This window comes from bacterium, from assembly GCA_041648665.1.
In the GTDB taxonomy this organism is placed as follows: Bacteria; UBA10199; UBA10199; order 2-02-FULL-44-16; family JAAZCA01; genus JAFGMW01.
This window is the reverse complement of record JBAZOP010000003.1, coordinates 83716-102882: the sequence shown is the minus strand read 5'-3', so window position 1 is coordinate 102882 and position 19167 is coordinate 83716. Positions and strand designations below refer to the sequence as shown.

The following is a 19167-nucleotide window of genomic DNA, read 5'->3' as shown; positions in this document are numbered from 1 at the left end:
ATCACTGCCCGGCGCACTTCACCTTGCACGTCGCAAGCTGCTCAACCCCGTCCGCTCCCGAGATGCACGACAGCCTCTCTGGCGTGACCGTGCCGACTTCCAGGAGCCTACTGAGCGAATCCTGACACGACATGGCCTTCGGTGTGCACTCCGGGCACTTGAAGCGACACAACGTGTCGCATGCCGCTTGCACACTGGGCTCGCCCGGGGGCTTCGGCGGCGGCGGCTCGCAGGTGCCGCAATCGGTGAGCAGCAGAAGTGCCGCTACGGCACGTAGTCGATGATCCACAGCGACCTCGCCTTCCTCACGACATCCCACGCCGTTGTGATGAGCCCGCCCTCTGCCCAATTCGCGCCGTAGCTGCCAACCCAGCGGGGCAGTCCCAGCGGAAAATCGAGCAAGTTCATGGCGTGCCCGCCCGCGTACTCGCCCGTGATGCCCGGGTAGACCTCTCCCGCGGGCCACTCCAAGAACAGATCGTCCACGTCGATGCCGCCCACGACGCCCTTGCCTGACGCTACGGCGAGCTTCACAGCCCTGTCCACGTCTTCGCCGAACTCGATGAGCCGGTGCGCCTTCAGGCCGATGCGCACGAGCCCCATCTGGAGCACGTCCAGGTCGATCTCGTCGTAGACCTTCGCCGGGTCGTACGGCAGGAGATTCTCGTCGATGATGCCGCCCAGCTGCGCTCCCTCGATGCAGGCCCCGATGGTCGTGCCGTCCAGCCCCGGGTCGTGAGCGATGCCGCAGGCTTGGGCAAACAGGTGCCGAGCGGAGGGCACGGCGATGTGCGGGCATCCGTTCTGCTTGGCCACCACCTGGATGGCTTGACCTGTGCCGAAGCCAACGCAAGTAGGCTGCCGGTTCTGCTGCCGGATGCTGTCGATCAGGAGGGTCAGGTCCAGGATGTCCGGGGGCTCGTTGAGCAGGGCTGTCCCGAACACCTGCTCTTTCGAGTGCGAGCCGCGGACGGTGGGCGGGTCGTGGATGCAGCCGGTCCCGTTGCGCATGGGAGCATTCTACACCGTGGCCGTTGACATCGGGTAGCGCAGTGGGCATCTTGGCCGAGCTGAGTTACGCGAAAGGCGTGCGCCCTGCCGGATGGTCCGGTGGGGCGTTCGTCTTTTGTGGTTCGCCCTTCCCCTTGCGATGCGCCAAGCGGCCTGATACCGTTGTGATTCCATGCCCGAGGGCGGCACCAGAGCCGAGTAAAATGAAGACCGCTGACGTTCAGGAGTGCCCTGGTCCCGCCGAAGACGACGGACTGGACGATGAGGAGAAGGACGCGGCCATGCTCTGCACGATCTGCAACGTGATGTTGATCCCGGACACGATGCAGGAGTGCGACCAGCTCGCGGCCTTTGTCTCCGAGCACCAGGGGCACGGGGACGTGCTGATGGGCGTGATCCAGACCAATGGAGACTTCAAGTCCATGGGGAAGTTCACCCTCCCTTCCTGAAGGTGCCGATGCTGCGCAAGATCGTTGCAAGGAAGAACCGCGTGTACAACCACGGGCGCAAGGTCGGGCTCGGTAGGCTGGTGCTGGAGTGCGGACACGAGGTCGGACACCTGATGGCTCGAAGACCCGTTGTAGGGGAGGTCGCCCACTGCTCACGATGCGATCGTGGAGATGCACGACCGATCGTCACCGACTGCGTGCGGGTGAAGAAGGGCGAGCGGTTCGAGGTGTGCCCGAAGTGCGGGAAGAAGGGCCTGTACCGCACCCGGTTCTACTCAGCGGTCACCTACGCCGCGAAGATGCGCTGTCGGTACTGCGGGCATCGAGATCCGTGACAGAACCCGGGATCTGGATGTAGGATCCGGATCCATGAGACATGGAGCCGCCCGAAGAAACGTCGCCAGCCTGCCTTCAGGATGGAAGTGGGCTCACCGGGCACCCACCTACGACTTCCCCGGGACCGGGTCGTGTTGGCTCGTTGCGATCAACGAGAGAACCATGAAGGAAACCGGCTGGGAGTCCAAGAAGTTCAGCAGCTTCAACGAGGCCCAGGATGCAGCAATCGGCATTCTCACGTATCTCATCCCTGTCACCCACCTCATCGTCGTGACAAAAATGGAGCAGGAGGAAGTGGCTCTGCGTGAGATTTATGCCGACGATGTTGGCAAAATCTACTGGCAAGACCTGTAGGAGCGATCATGAGCCAGCTTCCTCCCTACAAGCAGCCCTGCCCGTGCGGCAAGGGTGGACCTCTCCCTTCGCGCGCAACCGCTGGGTGGATGGGCGACCTCGTTCCCGTCAGGCCCGACTTCGGCGACATGCCGGTCGCCCTGCTCGTTGTGGGCGGGATCTTGGTGGCTGGATTTCTCGTGTCGGTGCTGTTCACGGGAGCGCCCGAGAAGCCGCGTGAGGACTGGGAGAAAACGGCGTGGTGAGGCAACGCAAGCTCGCGCGCAACCGTGGCGGTGATGCCGCGCTGGTCTTCCTGGCTGTTTGGTGGGATGAGATGCTGATCGCAGCGCTGGCTGGCCTCGCCGCATTCGCTGCGTGGCGGGCGGCGAAGAGATCCTGATTCTTTTACACGTTCGTATTGACGGCGGGGCGCTCGCGTGGTTATGCTGGGCGCATGATCACCCAGGCGCAATACTTCTGCCACGGCTGCGGGCACACCGTCGCGACCCTACATAGGATGGATCAGCCGAACGGAGGACGCTGCTCCGTGTGTTTGGTGAGAGAGTTGGACCAAGAGCGGATCGACGCACTTCGCGCCCAGCTTGCCACAGAGCAGGCCCGCGTCGTTGCGCTCAACGACATCCACGAGAAAATGGTCGATGTGCTCAGGAAGGAACGCGACGATGCCCTCCGGTTGTTGGACAAGGCGATCCGTCTGGCAGACAAGGCTACGAGCGGGGCGGTGAAGAAGTGAGCGATCCTCTCGTGGAAGTGACCGTGAACATTCGGGTGCCCAGGATGACGGAGAGCACGTTGAGCTTCGTGCAGGAGTGCGTGCAGAACGCTTTGGACAACAGCGAAGAGATGCAGAGGTGCTTCATGTCCGTCGAGATCGTGGACGTGGTGCAAGTGCATGGGATGCAGGGAGAGGGAGAGCCATGAAGCTGACCGAAGCAGAGCTGGAAGAGGGACGAGCCCTGGTGCGCGCGGGCAACATCGTGGCGTTGGAGTCGTGGGTGGACCGGCGCGGCATTCTGGTCAACAAGGAAGTCCTGCGCGACACGATGTTCCGTGCGATGCGGAACGAGCCGATGCTCGCGATCAGGCTCTTCGATAGGGTGTTCGAGGGGATGGACCCCGAGCTTGATCGGCGCGTGACCAGGAGAAGTCTCGGCATTCTGGCAGCCGTCTGCCTGTTCGTCGCTACGGGGCTGCTGGGCGGGATCGTGTATCTCGTGCGGGCGATGTTCTGGTAGAGGAGGGGGCAGTTGTGGGAGGCAAGAGCGATAACGCAGCACGAGCTGAGACATACACGCTGTGCTTTTCCATCGACGGGGAATGGCTCACGCAGCATGTCCGAAATCTGTGGGCCGAAGAGGATCGCCCCGATCACGCGCTCCGCACGCTCATGGACGGGCTCCAGGGGATCACGTTGGCGCAGGCCATCGAGATCCTTGAAGGCAAAGCGAAGCTCGTTGGGGACAGCCGCGAAAACAGCATCGAGATGGTGCCCGACGATGCGACGACCACCGTGCACGGGCAGCCGCTGCCCAAGCTCTCCGCGGTGCTCGCCAGACTCATGAAGGAGCGGGACAAGGCGAGAGACGGCGAAGCAGACCTGATTCAGCTTCTGATCGGAGACGTGGAGTACGTCGCAAGCCCTACAGGGAAGCGCAAGATCCCACAAAGAAAAGCGGGGAGCGGAGGCTCCTTAGTGCACCATCCGATAATCAAGGAGCCCTACGACTACGATACGCTGCCCTACTGGCAACAGTGCCCGCCGCCTTTCGACGCGCGGAGCGGCAGTCCTGCACAAGGGCCGAAAGGCGCGTCTGCGGCGGAGTTGCCCGCAGAGCCGGTCGAGAAAGAAGACGATCCCCCTAGCTTCCCCCTCCCGCCCGCAGAGAACGCGGTGACTTCGGACACGGGCTGGCTCTCCCCGGAGGGAAAATTCTACCGCTGCCGCTATCACGAGCACATCGCCCTGGCCGGGGCTCTGGGGAGCACGGAAGATGGGCTTGCGGCGGATGGCTGGCTGAAATTCTGCACGAGCATGCTGCTGGACAACGCACAGTTCGTGTTCTGCGGGGACAAGGCACCGACGCAGATCCAGCGCGATCTCACGTACGATTACTGCGTTGCCCATGCCTGCAAGCTGCCTGACTGGCTTGGGGGCCTGCCGAGCGACGACATGATCTAGTGTTACGGCAACCCGGAGGCAGATGTGACTACATTGATGGACTTTCTGGTAGACGAGGCGAACAAGAACTTCAACGAGCAGCAGACGTGGTCGCGTGAGCAGCACGAGAAAGACCCGCTGCCCTGGGTGAACGAGGGCAGAGCGCTGACCTTCGTCGTGCGCCCAAACGAGCCCCTGTGGGAGTTCGTCAAGGCGTGTTGGCCGCGCGCGTCCCTCAGACATCTGAAGGAAGGGTGGCCAGCCAATCCGGAGCTTCGGTTCGAGAAGGTGTGCTGTCTCTGGGTGATGGGTGCGGAGGGACCGTTGGTTCTTCGGGTCACGTACACGGGGCTCGTCGAGAGGGGCGACAACGGGGTCAGTGCAGAGCAGCCGCCGGCCATCTACCTGCACCAGCAGACGGCGGAACGGCTTTGGCAGAGAGCGGTTGCCGATTCTTCTTCGCCGCCCGCCGCGGCCAAGCAGGAGCGGGGTCCTGCTGCGTTCATCGACGTGGACCCAAATATGCGCGGAGGCCTCCCCGTAGTTCGCGGAACACGTTTTCCACTGGCCCGGGTGCTCGCCGAGTTAGCCGAGGGAAGAACGTTGCACGAGTTGGCTGCCGATATGGATCTTGACGGAGAAACGGTTCGTGAAGTGCTCCGGGCACTGGCAGATGATTTCAACCGCCGAGCTGCCGCCCCCGTACAGGATACGGAGAAGAAGGAGGGAGTTCATGACAGTGGGTAGACACACACCAGAGCAGGAGGAAATCCTGCACAAGGTGAACGAAGCGGTGAACAGGCCGGGGATCGGCCCGCTCAGCGGGGTGTACTACGTCCTGGAGGGCGCGCTGAGCTACATCGCCCTGCGGAGCACTGAGAAGAATCCGACGCCGTACGAAGGGAGAGAGGGAACGGCTTGGCGTTTGGGTTGGACGCTGGCCGCGACTTTGGCGAAGGACGCGCCTGTTCGTGGAGAGGATGCGCGCTTGGTGGAGGCCGTCGCAGCGGTCACGGCTCGTGCCGGTTGTGGGGACAACAGCTGCATGTTCATCACGCCGCACGGCATGGCAACGAACGGCGGGTGCAGGTGCTGCGGGCGTGGCGACCATAAGCCTGGGCTACCGATGGCGCTGGCGCAGTTGTACAAGGTTGCGCTGGATGTGGTGAAGGGGAGATGAAGAAGCCCAACCCTCATCCGATGTCGTCGCTGACGTTGTTGAATGTCAGAGATCGTAAGCTGATGCCCGGAAGGCGTCTCCGCGTTACCACTATAGACGGGGACGGAAACATCCTACGGGAGAAGACGGTGTTTGTCCCGCCCAAAAGGTCCGCGAGCAGTCGTTACGCCGTCCTCGTCGAAGCGCGGCAACCTTTCCCTCACTTCCGGCTCGTAGGCGTCTTCCCAACGTTCGAGGCAGCGCAGCGGCGCGCGGACAGGATAAAGCGCTCCGGGCTCTCCTGGTGGGGTCCGCTGGGGGCCGCGAAGCGCATGCTGCTTCAAGGTGAGAAGTGGCTGGAGGTGCGCAAGCTGACACTTGCGCGCGAGCTGCGCACGGTGGAAGCACTGCTGTGCGACGTGAGACAGGAGCGCGAGACGGCTGCGCCGGTCAAACGCAAGAGGTAGCCGCGCGCTTGGAGATTCCGGGGGGTCGTGGATAATGGGGCATGACCTACGAAGACTTCTACAAGCAGATGGCCGCGCTTCCAGCGGATGCCGCCACGACGATGGCTGTTGACTGCGCGCAGCAGGCCCAGGCGCTGAGCATCCCCTTCGACATGACAAAGGGCTCTGCGCTGAACGCCTTCATGGACGCGTGCGGTGCGAACGGCGGCAAGGGAGGTTGCCTCGCACCAGATCAGAGGTGGGATCCAAAGCTGAGCAGATGCGTGCCGTGGGGGTCTGTGCAGCCCCCGAAGCCCGCGCAACCTGCGCCATCGCACGGCAAGCAGTGCCCCGCCCTGCTGGCCCTGCCCGCTCTTTACGGTTCCGGCTGCGAACCGTACGGCAAGGTCTACGTTGCGGTAGCCGTCGCGCTGGCCGTAGCAGGCATCTGGTTCGCCGCCCGGCGCAAGGCCACGCCAAACCGTAGCCGTTCGCACCGTCGCCGCACGCGGTAGCGTCGCACGCGCTCCCTGCGCGCTCCGTTCCCAAGCTGGACAGCAAGCTCCAGCGATACATCACACCACCTCACAATACACCGCGTGACGCTGCAATACGATACACTATACCAGTGCACTATCGCCACGATGTACCCCCTGTACGCGCTGATAGCGAAACACTATCGCCACGTATAGGAGGGGAGGGGGTGGGGTGCAGGACAACAACAGGGTGGAGCGCGGCCCCGGTTGGCGGGGCGGCTCCCCTGGCGAGCCTGCCTGTTGTGGGGTGAGCCTAGCCGGTGCCCTTGACCGGACCACGCCAGCCTTGCGGGGCGTACCCTGCAAGCAATAGGGCAACATCTGCCCCGATTGCGACGCGGCAACGCGCGCTAGTCGAGCGGATGGCTGCCACGGGTCTACCCGGCCCATGTGACCGCTGCTGCGCCAGCATTTGGGGCGCGCAAGTCCTCCCCTCACCAGGGAACCGGGCAGGTTTCCGTTCGGACCGGCGCGTATAGGGGTCGCTTTTGGCGGCTCGGTAAGGCTCAAGGTCTCGCGTGGACTCCTGGATCCGTGAACGCCTGAAGCAAGACTAGCAAGCGGAACCGACAAGCGAACGGACAAGCGGTGCTCGCCTAACCGCACGGCGTACCGTGCGGCGTGACTGCGCCTCTGGGCTCCGTCCCTCAGATCGCCTGAGCCGTCCTACGCGCAGGGCGCTGCGGCTGATACCCGCGGGCCACGGGAGAGATTCCGTTCCGGCTAGAGCTACTATCCCGCGTACCGGGTAAACTCAGCCCCTTGTCTTTGACGGGGGGCAAGCAAGTCCGCGGCTGTCCATGGGGACGCATGCCAAATCGGACCGCTGCTACTGAGGTGAACCGGCAACGTGAATCGAATTCAACGGGGATGACATTTTGGATCGTCGCGCTGCTCCAAGCTGCGCGAGCCTGCCGCATGATAGCCCGGGGCTTTTGACCGTACGGCTTCCAGGCAGGTTCCGAAACCATCACGCGCCCGTGACTGGGCATACCAGCGTGGTGGGGGAAGTAGATCCCGCTCCTGCTCCTGCCGCTCACGCTAAGACGTGGGCAGGGGCTCTCTGGCGACAATAGTCAACCTGTCGCCAGCAACCTCAAAATCGGTATAGCCAAAAGGCCTGACGGGGCATCTGACCGCCGGGCATGGTGCGTTTGACGCGCCTAGGAGCAAGCTGTCACGCGACACCGTAACTGGTGCCGCGAGATCCGGGTTCGATTCCCGGGTACCGACCGCTGACAATTCCGTCAGCACAGCGCAGGAGCAAACCATGACATGCGAATGGTCTCACGCACCGGAGGCATACGCTGACCTGTACGAGAACATTCACGATCAGCCGCGCGAGTGGTTGCTTGTGGTGTACGCGGAATGGAAAGCAAGCTCCGGTGGCTACTTCCATCCGAGGTGGAACGCTCGGACTGATTTTGACGAACGCCGCTACCAGCGTGCGCTCTGCGGGGCCGATTGCTTGTGCAACGAAACCCTGGCGAACAAAATCTACGAGCTAGCGGAACGCCTCCGAAACTGCACAAACGACTTCAAGGAAGCATGGTGCTGCCCGCACGGTTGCGGCTGTCACCAGCTTCCGTTCTCCCGTCCAGAGACCGCAGAGGACTGAGCCTCGCGTACGCGCCCGCGTACGCACTGAAGGCGGTATGGTGCCGCCTCTCAAAGCAGGAGCACAAGTCAATGCCTCACACGATCAAGCAGATTGATGGAAGCGAGAAGGTTGTCGGGGATTCCGACTTCCTGAACGCTTGCAACCGCTTCGGAACCCTGCATCACATGGGCTTCGGAGAGTTCTACCTGGAACGCGCAGACGGAACGCGGATCGATTTCGCGCGCCGCGACGGCTACGAAGGGTGGGACTTCGAGGGGCGCATCGGGCGTCCGCACCACGTCTACAGCGACAAGGGTGGCGACGCTGCGGTGCGCGCACTGGTGGCGGAGATGGAAACCGCTGGCGCGTCCAAGCGGGTCGGTTGACCCCACGCGCGTACGCCCGCACGGGTACGCGCACTGATGCGGCAATCCCGCCGCACAAAGCAGGAGCACAAGTCAATGAAAGAGCCAGTTTACAAGAGGCTGGCGTCATCCGTTGACGCCTACGCGCGTTGTGCCGAGAAGGGCAATGCGGAATGGCGAGTCAAGCACCGCGAGACGATTGAGCAGCTCGTTCTGAACAGGTTGCCGCACGGCTCCGGGTTCGACAACGGATGCACGTTCGACTTCGATGCGTCCACTGGCGAGAAGCTGGTGATCCATACCAGCTACCACCACATGAACGATGTTGGCATGTACGATGGCTGGACCGAGCACACCGTGATCGTCAAGGCTTCGCTCGTGCACGGAATCGTCCTGCGCATCACCGGACGCGACCGCCGCGAGATCAAGGACTACATCCACGAGATTTTCCAGTGCTCGCTCACTGAGATCGTGGACTAGGACATTGCCTGTCACGCCCTCCCTTGCCACCCGGCCAGCAATGGTTAGGATGGCACCAAGCGGGTCGCATGTCGCGGCCCGACTAAAGCAGGAGCAAGTCAAATGATGCAGAATGTTTCGGCAGAACAGGCGGCGGCACGCCTGGACGAAGTGATCCATCGGAACCTCCCGAACGCGAAGGCGCAAGTCGCGCGCGTGTTCAGCGAGATGCCGGTGGACCGCAAAGCGCCCGCGGAGCTTGTGGAGTTCGCGGTCACGCAGGACAACAACGTCCAGATGGTGCTCGACAAGCACGATACGCTCGTGCTGCACGACCACGCTCTCAGCCACGTGTACGGCATCGGTCAGGTAGTGAACGCGAACTTCGCGAACGCCTGCCTGGACGCTGACACGGACTGGGCGCGCGACCTCTTGCAGAACGTGCTGAACACGGACTGGGCGCACCTTGTCGGCAAGGACGGCAGGCCCCCGGCTCACCTCGTGCGCGCGCGCAAGAAGCCCGACGTGGAACTGGGCATGGCGGTTCTCTCCGCCAGCTACAACACGATCGACACCCGCCCCTTGCTCGAAACCGTGCTGGAAGTCTCTGACAAGTCGGGCGCGGTCCCGTTCTCAGCGACCGGCACGGATCTCCAGTTCGCGATCAAGATGGTCATTCCGCAGGTGCAGATGGTCGGCGGCGACCCCTACGTCCTGGGAATCGAGTATCGCAATTCGGACTGGGGCGGCACGGCAGCGGGCATCACGGCGTTCTTCCTGCGGTTGGCCTGCATGAACGGGATGACGACTGAGCGGATCTTCCGCCGCGTGCATCTCGGGCAGCGGCTCGACCGTGACGTGGACTGGTCGCAAGACACGCGCAAGCTCGACCACGAGGCCACCATCAGCATGATCAAGGACAGCACATCGCAGTTCCTTCTGCCCGAGCGGCGGCAGTCGATGTTCGACTCGCTGAACGCGGCGGGTGAGAAGGAACTGACCGTGGACCGCTTGAACACGATCCTCAAGGGTCAGGTCTCCCAGGACATGGCGAAGCGCGTCGTCGAAATGGTGCAGAGCGCCGACCCGCGCGTGCCTCACACGCTCGGCAAGGGCATCTCCTGGCTCGATGCGGCGCAGGCCGTGTCGGCTCTCAGCCAGGACATCGAGGCGAAGGCACTCGCTGGTGCGCCCCGCAAGGCACGCTCGGCGCAGATCGGCGACGACGTGCTCGACCTGGAACGGTTCGCGGGCAAGATTTTCTCCCAAGCGCTCGCCGCCTAGTATCCCACCACAGCAGCACAATCCCTCGCATGCGCGTTCGCGCGCGCATGCACCAGGGCGGGCATGGTCCCGCACCATAGCAGGAGCAAAAGTCGAATGAAGGTATATATCGTATACGTGGACGGGGAAGAGGTGGGAATGATCAGAGCCAAGTCGCACAACGACGCGGAGAGGAAGGCCCAGGCAAAATACCCGGGGCGTCAAGTGTCTGTGGCATACACGGAGATTTGACCGCCCGCCATCTAGCCAGCTCGCTACGATGGCGCTAACGTGGCATGGTGCCACGCACAAGCAGGAGCAAGTCGAATGGACAAGACAACCTTTCATTCCGAAAGCGGTGTGACCGCGACCGGAGCGCAGGTGGAGATCGGTTTCGTTGAACACAACGGGACGCAGTTCTCCTCTATCGGCCCGGTTGTGGATCATACCCAAGGCGTGGTCATCGGCCACGTCTGCGAGGAGGGCGGGCGGTTTGTGCTCAAGAACTGGGCTGGCGACAAGATCATTGCGCCGCTGGCTCTGACTGGGCGCTACCGCATTCACCCTCCGGGCGCGTACTGCCCCGTCGTGGTGCAGTGCTTTGCGACCATGATCGATGGTCGCCGATACTCAGGCCGCAAGTCCGCAGGGTGGACGCTCCTGCGCTTGCGGGCACATGTCGGCCAGGGAGAAGGGAGCAAGTAGAAGCCTGCCTCGCCGTGAGGAAGCGGCGAGGCACTAGGGCGGGTATGGTGCCCGCACCACAAGCAGGAGCAAAGTCAATGGAAGAAGAGAAGAACGCAAGCAGGCCCAAGCCCGCATGGTGCGGCTGGCTCGTTGACCGTGACTGCGCAGTCGCCTGGGGCGCGCGAGCGATCCTTCAGTCGAGCTACCAAACGCAGCGCATTCGCAAACGTGTCGGCGGGCGCACGCGCATCATCGAGGACAAGAAGCTGGTTCAGTCCGTGGACCTCGTGCCGAATCGGCAAGGGGCCGATGGCGACCAGTCCCGGTGGCCGGATCTTCAGAAGAGGCTCAACGGGGACTCCGGGCTGCTGGACAAGCTGCACAAGCGCGTGGCGAGCAAGTACGTGAGCCCTGACAGTCGCGATCTGATTGAGATCGAAGAGAACGGCGTTCGCCTCGTGGCGACTCCGAACGCGAGCTACGGCTACCTGTACATCTGCGCGATGCTGCTTCCGTAGCATCCAAGCGTGCGCCGCAAGCGCACGCGCCAACGTGGCATGGTGCCACGCACAAGCAGGAGCAAGTCACAATGAAGTTCTCAGTCATCTACTCGTTTGACATAGCGCGCGGAGCTAGCGTCTCGGAGTACAGGCCACCGTGCATTCGGCAGTGGCAATGCACAGAGGGCGATGAGAGCGCGGACTACAGCGAGGTATTCCCTCACGGGAAGCATCGCAAGTATTGCGCCATCCTCACCCGCAAGCAGTTCGACAAGTTCGTCGAGCAGTGCGGCCTGGACGCTGACACGTGTGAGACCATGGGATCGCTCGGCGCACCCGGCTGCGGATTCGGCCTCGCGCCCGCGATCTCGTTCAACGGCAGGCCAGAAGACAACTGGGCGATCGTCAACGCCTACGTCACGCCGATTCCTGAAGTCGAGCGGACGTGGCAGGGTCGCTCCGAGGCCAGCGAAGAGCAAGCGTGGTACCGGATCCGCGAAGCCATGCTGAACACGTACAACTGTGATCGGTACTACAAAGCCGATCTTCACCGTCGAGCGCTGGTCAATGAGCTTCGCAGCGAGCGCGCAGCCGTTTGACCTTACGAGCGCGCCTCCCCGGCGTGCTCACCGTTGCGGGAATCATCCCGCCACAAGCAGGAGCAAGTCAATGATCGAACCATTCACAAAGCATGTGCTGGTGGGCACAGGTGACTGCGGCAAGGTCTTCGTGACCATCAAGTGGGACGGAAAGCGCCTCTCTCTGACCGGCGTTGAAGGACCGCTGAGTAATGGTGATGCGAAGGGTGGCTGCGGTCAGATCGATCTGGTCAACGTCACCCAGCCGTTCCCGGGGATTGATGTCGCCAAGCTGGCAGAGGTGTGGAACCGCTGGCACCTGAACGACATGCGAGCCGGTTGCGAGCACCAGCGCAAGGATTGGGATGTGACCGAAAAGGTAGAAGTGATCGAGTACATGCTCAAGACTGAGCATTACACTGCGCGGAACAATCTGGTGGAATCCGGCGTCGCGGAGCTGGTCAAGAACGGCTCGACCGCCGTGACAGAGCGACAGCGGTTCCTTCTGTCACTGCCCTTGAGCACGCTTCATCCTTTGGACGTTTCCTTTTACCGGGTACACAAGAGGGAAACCAAGGCCACGGGATGGGTGCGCCCAGAAGAGCATCCCAAGGGCTTGCTGAACAAGCCGTGCCCGGAGTGTGGATACAAGTACGGCAGCCAATGGCTGTACGAGGAAGTCCCGGAGGACGTGATCGCCTTCCTGAAGTCCCTGCCCGAAACGGTCACGCTGCCCGGTTGCTGGGCTCGCGACTGACCCGCCTCTTGCCACCTGACCGTTCATGGTTAGGCTGGCACCAACGAGGGGATGTCCCCTCACCAAGCAGGAGCAAAGTCATGGACAAGTTGAATTTCGGAGGAAGGAAGTACAAGCGAGGCGAGACCTTCTTCCGCGTCATCGGCGGGACACTGCTGATGAGTCGCGGCAAGCCGGTCACGACTCGCAAGCTGAGCGAGAACACGTCGGTCTGCCTGAACGCGGGCAACATCGAGTTGCACTTGTTCGGCAGCAAGATCGCCGTGTTCCGCAAGTCGGGCGGCATGATCATCTCGTCATGCGGCTTCAAGACGGCCACGACAAAGGGTCGTCTGAACGCGCTGATGCCCGCAGGGCTCGCCATCTACACGGATGCCGGGATCTGGTACGTCAAGATGTACAAGCCGGGGGAATACCCCTGGGCGTCTCCTGGCAAGGCCTACGTGTTCACGGACGGCATGACCGTCACGGAATCCGGCAAGGTCAAGGGTGCGCCGCTGGCGACTGACAAGAAGACCCGGAGCGACATCAAGCTCAAGAAGCGGGCTCGCAAGTTCGTCTCCGACTACATGGACGCGCTGTTCGCTCTGAAGGTTCCCAAGCCTTCGGGTGCGGACTGCTGGGCCTGCCTCATGAAGGACAAGAGCGGCAAGCCCGTGCTCGACGGTGACCCCAAGAGCCACATCCTGGGCCACATGGAGGAACCCTACTACGTGCCCAGCATGCTGATGAACGCGATCAACGAAGCTGGCGGGCCTGGGCACATGCCGAGGCCGGTTCACAGCGTGCTGCACGCGCTCTGGGAACAGGGCGTGGCAGCGGATGGGTACTGGGCGAAGTACGGACGCGAGCGGCTCACCAAGCTCCTCACGGCGTACATCTACCGCCGCCTGGGCTTCGCTGCGGGGATGCTACCCGGGCACCTCAACAGCGCGGCAGCGTAGCTGCCAGCCGCCACACGGCGGCACCAACGCGGGGAGACCCGCACCAAGCAGGAGCAATCGTCATGGAACAAAGGCATCTGGCCGAAGGCCCCATAAGTCCCGGTATCAAGGGGCAGCAACTTCCTTCGCGCGTCGTGCTGCGCAAGATCGGCAACGGCATCGAGCCGTACGTCACGCACGTCGAAGTGCTCACCCACGAAATGGAGCACAGCGAGTACGTGTGGGGGCACTACTTCAGCAAGTACGAGGAAGCGCTCAAGGACTTCGCCAAGCGAGTGCAAGGGGCATGAGTCGAGCCGCCACACGGCGGCACCAACGCGGGGAGACCCGCACAAAGCAGGAGCAACAACGTGAAAACATACCGATGCCAAGCCAAGGCATGGCTCTGTTTCGACGTGGCAGCCGAGACAGAAGAGCAGGCGATGAAGCTCGCCAACGATCTCATGGACGAGAACGAAGAGGGCTTCGACGTTCCCACTACGTGGGGCAAGACGCTCAACGGGCGCTGCTACCCGAGCTACCCGACCGACAACGACGGGCGAGACATCTCCGTCGTGGATGAGATGGACGAAGAGCCAGTGCCCGCCACACACACCGTGGTGGTCCCTCCAGACTTCCCGGTGCAGCCGGTCAAGCCCGGGGACGAAGCCAAGGATCCCATGACGTGCGGCACCTGCGGGCTCACCTGGGACGATGCCGTGAGCACAGGCTACACTCCCGTTCCCAGCGGACGCTGCCCCTTCGAGGAGTTCCACCGCTGACCTACCGCTACCAGCCCCGTCGTGGCCGGGTAGCACCATTGCGGCAATGTCGCCGCGAGTAGCAGGAGCAAGTCAATGAGCAACAAAGTCACAGTCGCGGATCTGAAGAACCAGATCGGTGTGCCCGGCCCGCACCCCTTCCTTCTCTGTAATGTGTGCGGTGCGGAAAACAGCGCGAACGCAGGGGACTACTGGGACGCTCCCAAGGACCACGTGTTCACGTGCTGCGGTGAGCCGATGGTGCTGGCGACAAAACGCACCGTCTACACCGAGGTGGAGTAGCTAGCAGCCTGGGATGGCCCAGGCACTACCGTGGCAATCAAGCCACGCTAAAGCAGGAGTACGTCATGTCAGAAAAGACCACCACCACGGAAAAGAAGATCGTCGTCGCGCTTTCGGACGAAAACCCTGTGCGTATCGTCGCCAAGGATTGGCCTGTGATCGCGAGCGCTCACGACTACAATGGTGAGCACGAGTGCCAAGCCAATCGCGTTTGGTGGATCAAGGTGCGGCAGCCCGGAGACGGGCGCAGGCTCGTCTACGGCATGCTGGAGAGCGGACCGAGGGGCGTCCCCGCTGGCTGGCGCGGTTCGCAGGCTGGATACCTCATCCCGCCTGCGAACGGGGCTACGCATGGCAAGCCCGATGAGGAGGCAACAATCCGAGCGATCCGTCGCGTAGCGGGCGTCATCGGTGACGACCGCATGGCCGACTACGTGATCGCAGACCTTCCCGCCAGGGACATCTGAACCGAAGCCGCAGGTTCGCCTGCGGCACCAACGGGGCTACGATGCCCCACAACGCAGGAGCAAGTCATGTCGAGACCGAGCTACAAGACGCACGACCCCAAGGGATGGTGCGGAGACCCCAAACGCGGCGCAGCAATGGGCCGCGGAACATGGGAGGGGCCTCCTACCTTCTCGGGCAAGATCACGCTGCGCAAGGTGCGCATGAGTGCAGACGGTGCCTACGACGAAAACGGCACGTACTTCGGGTTTGGCACGCCGATCTACTGGTTTGCCAACGACGACTGCACGATCGACGGTACGCTGCGAGCCAAGAGTCGGGAGGACGCCAGAAATCAGGTGCTGGCGATGTACCCGAAGGCGAAGTTCTTCCGCTGAGCACAGCCGCCACCCGGCGGCACCGTTGCGGGAATCATCCCGCCACAAGCAGGAGCAAGTCAATGATTCGAGTGGACAGTAAGAAGTTCAAGAGGCTGGACGAGGTGCCGAAGCTGCCGCGCCTCACAAGGCAGGATTTTGACACGCTGCTGAAAAACTACCCGCCCGAGGCGGAGGTGCCGATCGCATGCTGGCGCGTCACGCTCCAGTGCGGCGACTACGGTGGCTCATTCGGGTTCTACCTGAACCTGGGCACCGCGATTCTCAACGCCGCCCGTGAGGGGTGGTCGCCGGTCCATGCTTTCAACGTCAAGGTCGGATGGGACAAGTTCTGGTCGCCCGATTGGGACGGCTGGCGTTTCATCCACAGCGAGCCCGTCATCAAAGTCATGCGCGGCTACCCGGGCGGATGGGCGCAGCAAGTGATCGACACGGTTCTCGCAGCAGCGAAGGCAGGAACTATCCCCGCGCTGCTGTGAACACTGGGAGCAGGAGCAATGTCATCCCCGCGACACAGGAGGGTAAGATGCTAGAGAAGCTAGCGAGAATCCGGGTGCTGTTCAGGCAAGCGGACACACTTTCGCTGTGGGGTATTCCCTACGCGATGCGGCCTGGGCAGCAACCGGCAGACATCATGACGGAGCACCGTGGCGAGTGGCTCTGGCTGGGCTGTCCTGGCTGGTGGTACACGTACACGGTGCAAGAGCAGGGACAGATCGAGGCGTTCTTGAAGGCCTGCGGCGACGCGGTGCCCGAGAACCCAAACGAGTGGTGCGAGCTGTCGCACTGCGGATGAGGAGGCAACATGTCACGACCGAGATCCAGAACAACCAGAGACAAGGACAACAGCGACAAGCCGTGGGTAAGCAACTACCCGGAGCTGCAACGGTGGCTTGACGACCACGATGCGCGCTGCCAGTGGCAACTGCCGATGGGCGATCCCGAGTCGCCTTCCGCCTACGTCGAGGCGTGGCAGTTCAGCACAGGCCACGTCGCGATCATCACGGTCCGGGGCAACCGCAACGGGTGGAACATCTATTCGGCGCTGCCCAGCAACCTCACGATCGAGTCGCTCGACGACGCGGCGAAGCGTTTGGGTTTGACGACGTAGCCCCTTGCGCCGCCCGGTGCGATGGTTATGTCAGGCTGGTCGAAGGAGCAAGCTATGGCGAAGACCAAAGAGTGGTTGAAGCAAGTGGACGCAGCTGTGCTGCGCTCGCTGGTCAAGGAGTACGAAGAGGACAAGGCGAAGTGCCCCCAAGGCGGCAGGCTGGGGCGCACTAGCGCCCGGTGGCTGACACACTCTACAGCCCTGAGCCTTGCCCAGGTGCGCGGCTCGATCAAGCGACTCGCTGCGGCTGGGGAGGTTGCTCTGGGGCGCAGGGGCGAGGTCCGGTTCTACCCGCAAGAGGAGCGGGCAGAGGACGCCAAGGAGCAAGCCGAGTACGAGGCACTCAAGCGGCGCGTAGACGGGCTGCGTGACGGGCTGCGCGATCGTGGGTTCGAGGCGTACGCGGACAGCTACAGGGATGGCGGCTGGCTGCGTATCTCTCCCGAGGCAGCACAGCGCTTCCTGGAGATGGTGCACGCGACCGGCGCAAGCGGCACCTGGAAGCCCGGCCAGGATGATTCCGACGACTAGCCCTTGCGCCGCCCGGTGCGATGGTTATGTCAGGTTCGTTGAAGGGAGCAAGCGATGCGGTGTCCTGATTGCAACAAGTTCGTATCGTACGAGGGTGACGAAGAGCCCGAAGAGCAGTCCTGCGAAGTGGACGACGAGGGCAACATCAACATCCAGGTGACGCTGGAGAAGCGCTGCGGCGAGTGCAGTCAGGGACTCAAGTCGGCAGAGTTCGAGCTGGAGGGCCAGGATGACGCCGTGCGTGAGCACATGGAGGAGCACAAGGATGCTCCGGAGGGCGAGCACGAGCTGTCCATCGAAGGCGAGTACGAGTCCACCGAGGACTCGCGGGGGCTGAAGCCGACGACTCCGATGCGCTACCGCACGACGTACTACGGAGTCCACGCCAGCTACACGGTGACGTGCACCTGCGGCAAGACGTTCGAGGGCGAGCTTGCGGACGAGATGTCAGCGAGCGGATTCGAGGAGATGGTGTGATGGCAACGACAACCGCGGTTGGACCGGAGAGGCACGTGTCGTGGCGGTACATGGGAAGGCTCTGTGCGCGAGGCCACAAGCTGTGGCTGCACGTGCCGAGCGGGCGCTTCGCCATCGGAGATGATAGCGGAGGGATCCCTCCACGCTGCGAGGACGGGACGCTGTGGCTGGACATGAGGGAGAAGACGGTGCTCCTGCTGGATACCCTGAGCCCGGACAGTACAGCGCTTCGTGCCAGGGTGCCGCTGCTTCAGGAGCGGTATGACAACAAGCCCACCTGCACGTTCGAGACTGCCGAGGGTGCGCTGGAGCTTGCGCGTAGGTTCCCCGATTCGTTCGAGGTGCGCGTGAAGGTCGGAGAGAAGCTCTACAAGCTGGTGGAGGCCGAGTAGCCATGCCGTGGGTGAAGCGAGCCAGTAGGGAAACGCTTTCGAGGCATTCGCTGGGGACCGACTACGGAACCGAGCGGGACGTGGTGCTGCGCAGGGGCAAGGTTTGTGTCTGCAAGACGCGCGGGCATGTCGGCTGGAGTGGTGTCGGGTGCCAGTCCTACTACGGGCCATGTTGGATGCTGGGCTCGAAAGACTCCCGCGAGCAGGACCACCTGAGCCGCTATGGTGACGCTGGCGAGGGAAGGATCGGCCATGAGAAGTGGAAGTCCTGGTTGCCCAAGATTGCGGAGGCGTTTGGTCTGCCCGTCGAGCAGTTGCCACAGAAGCTCCCGCGGGGCGGCACCCTGATCTGGGAGGATTGAGTCGCCATACACGTATGGCAGGAGCAAGCCGATGAATCTCACCTATGTGGAAAAGTACCTGACGGACGTGGAGCGCGACGGACACGGCTGGCCGAAGGGGCTGCCCGAGGAGGAACGGGTAGCGCTGACGAAAGCCGTCCGGTCGCTGCTTTCTGTGGCACCAGGGATGGCGATCGGGGACATCTACCGCCACCTTCGTGACACCAACGTCGTTTGTCAGCGGTGCCCCGTGTGGAGCGCGTCAGCACTGGCAGACTGGTCCTATGCCTGCGTCCACCGGGCTCTGCTGATGGCTGGTGCACACGAGGTGTGGAGGCTGGGCGAATGACACGCCCCATGACTGAGGAGAAGTACTCCAAGGCGACCGAGCGGATCGCCAAGAGCTACGGCCCCAAGATACTGGCGTTCCTGGAACGGCTCGCGACGGGGCTGCGGGACAAGGGGCTGACGGTGGACGCCCCGGAGGACATGTCCTGCGACGACTACAAGTGGGGCACCGTCATTCGGCTCGCATCGAAGACGGGCGAGCCCGTGGACGACACGGACATCGACCTCAACGTTGAGCTGGCCGAGTCGTTGGCGCACGAGGGGACCACGGACGGCGTGACCTTCAGGTTGGAGGCGAACGCCTGCGGCGGCGCGGTCATCGGCGTGTGGTCGCCCTGGAACTACACCGAGCGCTGTTGGGTGGACGTGCGGGACAAGGCCGGGCTGACGGAGCGCGCCGAAGAGCTGCTTTCATGCGAGAGCGGTATCGTGCCGTACTTGTTGGGGAGTATACGATCGCGTAAAAGTCGTTGACAC

Annotated in this window: 39 protein-coding genes; 37 read left to right on the top strand and 2 right to left on the bottom strand. The window is 62.8% G+C overall.

Features of this window, described 5'->3' with window-relative positions; translation table 11 throughout:
- Window position 1: 1 nt before the first annotated feature.
- Both WC683_02850 and WC683_02845 read right to left on the bottom strand, forming a co-directional pair.
- Complete coding sequence (locus WC683_02850; protein MFA4971525.1) at window positions 2-289, bottom strand: hypothetical protein; 288 nt, start codon at window positions 287-289, stop codon at window positions 2-4.
- Window positions 265-1011 carry a hypothetical protein gene (locus WC683_02845; GenBank protein MFA4971524.1) on the bottom strand — a complete coding sequence of 249 codons (747 nt, stop codon included), beginning with the start codon at window positions 1009-1011 and terminating at the stop codon, window positions 265-267. The genes WC683_02850 and WC683_02845 overlap by 25 nt, the downstream gene beginning before the upstream one ends.
- Window positions 1012-1214: 203 nt before the next feature.
- On the opposite strand from WC683_02845, the gene WC683_02840 reads away from it, so the two are divergent.
- The 37 genes from WC683_02840 to WC683_02660 all read left to right on the top strand — a co-directional run bounded on the left by WC683_02840 (window position 1215) and on the right by WC683_02660 (window position 19164).
- Window positions 1215-1460 (top strand): hypothetical protein, encoded by a 246-nt coding sequence (locus tag WC683_02840; protein MFA4971523.1) that lies wholly within the window; start codon window positions 1215-1217, stop codon window positions 1458-1460.
- 8 nt (window positions 1461-1468) lie between these two features.
- On the top strand, window positions 1469-1795 hold the full coding sequence (locus WC683_02835) for a hypothetical protein (GenBank protein ID MFA4971522.1): 327 nt from the start codon (window positions 1469-1471) through the stop codon (window positions 1793-1795).
- A 34-nt stretch (window positions 1796-1829) separates the two neighbouring features.
- Window positions 1830-2150 carry a hypothetical protein gene (locus tag WC683_02830; protein ID MFA4971521.1) on the top strand — a complete coding sequence of 107 codons (321 nt, stop codon included), beginning with the start codon at window positions 1830-1832 and terminating at the stop codon, window positions 2148-2150.
- Window positions 2151-2158: 8 nt separating this feature from the next.
- Window positions 2159-2395, top strand: a complete 237-nt coding sequence (locus WC683_02825) for a hypothetical protein (GenBank protein MFA4971520.1) — start codon at window positions 2159-2161, stop codon at window positions 2393-2395.
- On the top strand, window positions 2389-2532 hold the full coding sequence (locus WC683_02820; protein MFA4971519.1) for a hypothetical protein: 144 nt from the start codon (window positions 2389-2391) through the stop codon (window positions 2530-2532). The genes WC683_02825 and WC683_02820 overlap by 7 nt, the downstream gene beginning before the upstream one ends.
- Window positions 2533-2586: 54 nt before the next feature.
- Window positions 2587-2886, top strand: coding sequence for a hypothetical protein (locus tag WC683_02815; GenBank protein MFA4971518.1), 300 nt, complete (start codon window positions 2587-2589; stop codon window positions 2884-2886).
- Window positions 2883-3074: a hypothetical protein gene (locus tag WC683_02810; GenBank protein ID MFA4971517.1), complete on the top strand. Its 192-nt coding sequence runs from the start codon at window positions 2883-2885 to the stop codon at window positions 3072-3074. Before WC683_02815 ends, WC683_02810 begins: the two co-directional genes overlap by 4 nt.
- The gene (locus WC683_02805) at window positions 3071-3388 is read left to right on the top strand and encodes a hypothetical protein (protein MFA4971516.1); all 318 of its coding nucleotides are present in this window, start codon (window positions 3071-3073) and stop codon (window positions 3386-3388) included. The genes WC683_02810 and WC683_02805 overlap by 4 nt, the downstream gene beginning before the upstream one ends.
- A 14-nt stretch (window positions 3389-3402) precedes the next feature.
- The gene (locus tag WC683_02800; GenBank protein MFA4971515.1) at window positions 3403-4332 is read left to right on the top strand and encodes a hypothetical protein; all 930 of its coding nucleotides are present in this window, start codon (window positions 3403-3405) and stop codon (window positions 4330-4332) included.
- A gap of 24 nt (window positions 4333-4356) precedes the next feature.
- Window positions 4357-5058, top strand: coding sequence for a DUF433 domain-containing protein (locus tag WC683_02795; GenBank protein MFA4971514.1), 702 nt, complete (start codon window positions 4357-4359; stop codon window positions 5056-5058).
- Window positions 5045-5491 carry a hypothetical protein gene (locus WC683_02790; protein MFA4971513.1) on the top strand — a complete coding sequence of 149 codons (447 nt, stop codon included), beginning with the start codon at window positions 5045-5047 and terminating at the stop codon, window positions 5489-5491. The genes WC683_02795 and WC683_02790 overlap by 14 nt, the downstream gene beginning before the upstream one ends.
- Window positions 5488-5937 carry a hypothetical protein gene (locus WC683_02785; GenBank protein ID MFA4971512.1) on the top strand — a complete coding sequence of 150 codons (450 nt, stop codon included), beginning with the start codon at window positions 5488-5490 and terminating at the stop codon, window positions 5935-5937. Before WC683_02790 ends, WC683_02785 begins: the two co-directional genes overlap by 4 nt.
- Before the next feature lie 41 nt (window positions 5938-5978).
- Window positions 5979-6431 carry a hypothetical protein gene (locus WC683_02780; protein ID MFA4971511.1) on the top strand — a complete coding sequence of 151 codons (453 nt, stop codon included), beginning with the start codon at window positions 5979-5981 and terminating at the stop codon, window positions 6429-6431.
- Between the two features lie 1291 nt (window positions 6432-7722).
- Window positions 7723-8070, top strand: coding sequence for a hypothetical protein (locus WC683_02775; protein MFA4971510.1), 348 nt, complete (start codon window positions 7723-7725; stop codon window positions 8068-8070).
- Window positions 8071-8141: 71 nt separating this feature from the next.
- Window positions 8142-8438 carry a hypothetical protein gene (locus tag WC683_02770; protein MFA4971509.1) on the top strand — a complete coding sequence of 99 codons (297 nt, stop codon included), beginning with the start codon at window positions 8142-8144 and terminating at the stop codon, window positions 8436-8438.
- A 75-nt stretch (window positions 8439-8513) separates the two neighbouring features.
- A complete protein-coding gene (locus WC683_02765) occupies window positions 8514-8897 on the top strand; it encodes a hypothetical protein (protein ID MFA4971508.1) in 384 nt (127 codons plus the stop codon).
- Window positions 8898-8999: 102 nt separating this feature from the next.
- Window positions 9000-10160 (top strand): hypothetical protein, encoded by a 1161-nt coding sequence (locus WC683_02760; GenBank protein ID MFA4971507.1) that lies wholly within the window; start codon window positions 9000-9002, stop codon window positions 10158-10160.
- A gap of 96 nt (window positions 10161-10256) precedes the next feature.
- The gene (locus tag WC683_02755) at window positions 10257-10391 is read left to right on the top strand and encodes a hypothetical protein (protein MFA4971506.1); all 135 of its coding nucleotides are present in this window, start codon (window positions 10257-10259) and stop codon (window positions 10389-10391) included.
- A gap of 75 nt (window positions 10392-10466) precedes the next feature.
- Window positions 10467-10844 carry a hypothetical protein gene (locus WC683_02750; protein ID MFA4971505.1) on the top strand — a complete coding sequence of 126 codons (378 nt, stop codon included), beginning with the start codon at window positions 10467-10469 and terminating at the stop codon, window positions 10842-10844.
- A gap of 77 nt (window positions 10845-10921) precedes the next feature.
- Entirely contained in the window at window positions 10922-11344 is a 423-nt protein-coding gene (locus WC683_02745) for a hypothetical protein (GenBank protein MFA4971504.1), read from the top strand.
- Between the two features lie 71 nt (window positions 11345-11415).
- The gene (locus tag WC683_02740; protein ID MFA4971503.1) at window positions 11416-11925 is read left to right on the top strand and encodes a hypothetical protein; all 510 of its coding nucleotides are present in this window, start codon (window positions 11416-11418) and stop codon (window positions 11923-11925) included.
- A 70-nt stretch (window positions 11926-11995) separates the two neighbouring features.
- A complete protein-coding gene (locus WC683_02735; protein MFA4971502.1) occupies window positions 11996-12661 on the top strand; it encodes a hypothetical protein in 666 nt (221 codons plus the stop codon).
- 80 nt (window positions 12662-12741) lie between these two features.
- Window positions 12742-13605 carry a hypothetical protein gene (locus WC683_02730; GenBank protein MFA4971501.1) on the top strand — a complete coding sequence of 288 codons (864 nt, stop codon included), beginning with the start codon at window positions 12742-12744 and terminating at the stop codon, window positions 13603-13605.
- Between the two features lie 62 nt (window positions 13606-13667).
- Window positions 13668-13895: a hypothetical protein gene (locus tag WC683_02725; protein MFA4971500.1), complete on the top strand. Its 228-nt coding sequence runs from the start codon at window positions 13668-13670 to the stop codon at window positions 13893-13895.
- A 60-nt stretch (window positions 13896-13955) separates the two neighbouring features.
- Window positions 13956-14366, top strand: a complete 411-nt coding sequence (locus WC683_02720) for a hypothetical protein (protein ID MFA4971499.1) — start codon at window positions 13956-13958, stop codon at window positions 14364-14366.
- 75 nt (window positions 14367-14441) lie between these two features.
- Complete coding sequence (locus tag WC683_02715) at window positions 14442-14648, top strand: hypothetical protein (protein MFA4971498.1); 207 nt, start codon at window positions 14442-14444, stop codon at window positions 14646-14648.
- Window positions 14649-14713: 65 nt separating this feature from the next.
- Complete coding sequence (locus WC683_02710; GenBank protein ID MFA4971497.1) at window positions 14714-15115, top strand: hypothetical protein; 402 nt, start codon at window positions 14714-14716, stop codon at window positions 15113-15115.
- A 66-nt stretch (window positions 15116-15181) separates the two neighbouring features.
- On the top strand, window positions 15182-15490 hold the full coding sequence (locus tag WC683_02705; GenBank protein MFA4971496.1) for a hypothetical protein: 309 nt from the start codon (window positions 15182-15184) through the stop codon (window positions 15488-15490).
- A 62-nt stretch (window positions 15491-15552) separates the two neighbouring features.
- A complete protein-coding gene (locus WC683_02700) occupies window positions 15553-15969 on the top strand; it encodes a hypothetical protein (GenBank protein MFA4971495.1) in 417 nt (138 codons plus the stop codon).
- A gap of 47 nt (window positions 15970-16016) precedes the next feature.
- On the top strand, window positions 16017-16286 hold the full coding sequence (locus WC683_02695; protein ID MFA4971494.1) for a hypothetical protein: 270 nt from the start codon (window positions 16017-16019) through the stop codon (window positions 16284-16286).
- Between the two features lie 9 nt (window positions 16287-16295).
- Window positions 16296-16601, top strand: coding sequence for a hypothetical protein (locus tag WC683_02690; protein ID MFA4971493.1), 306 nt, complete (start codon window positions 16296-16298; stop codon window positions 16599-16601).
- Between the two features lie 54 nt (window positions 16602-16655).
- Complete coding sequence (locus tag WC683_02685; GenBank protein ID MFA4971492.1) at window positions 16656-17132, top strand: hypothetical protein; 477 nt, start codon at window positions 16656-16658, stop codon at window positions 17130-17132.
- A 54-nt stretch (window positions 17133-17186) separates the two neighbouring features.
- A complete protein-coding gene (locus WC683_02680) occupies window positions 17187-17609 on the top strand; it encodes a hypothetical protein (protein ID MFA4971491.1) in 423 nt (140 codons plus the stop codon).
- Window positions 17609-18001, top strand: coding sequence for a hypothetical protein (locus tag WC683_02675; protein MFA4971490.1), 393 nt, complete (start codon window positions 17609-17611; stop codon window positions 17999-18001). Before WC683_02680 ends, WC683_02675 begins: the two co-directional genes overlap by 1 nt.
- 2 nt (window positions 18002-18003) lie before the next feature.
- Entirely contained in the window at window positions 18004-18363 is a 360-nt protein-coding gene (locus tag WC683_02670; GenBank protein ID MFA4971489.1) for a hypothetical protein, read from the top strand.
- 31 nt (window positions 18364-18394) lie between these two features.
- Window positions 18395-18691, top strand: coding sequence for a hypothetical protein (locus WC683_02665; GenBank protein ID MFA4971488.1), 297 nt, complete (start codon window positions 18395-18397; stop codon window positions 18689-18691).
- Entirely contained in the window at window positions 18688-19164 is a 477-nt protein-coding gene (locus tag WC683_02660; GenBank protein ID MFA4971487.1) for a hypothetical protein, read from the top strand. Before WC683_02665 ends, WC683_02660 begins: the two co-directional genes overlap by 4 nt.
- The last annotated feature ends 3 nt before the right edge of the window (window positions 19165-19167 follow it).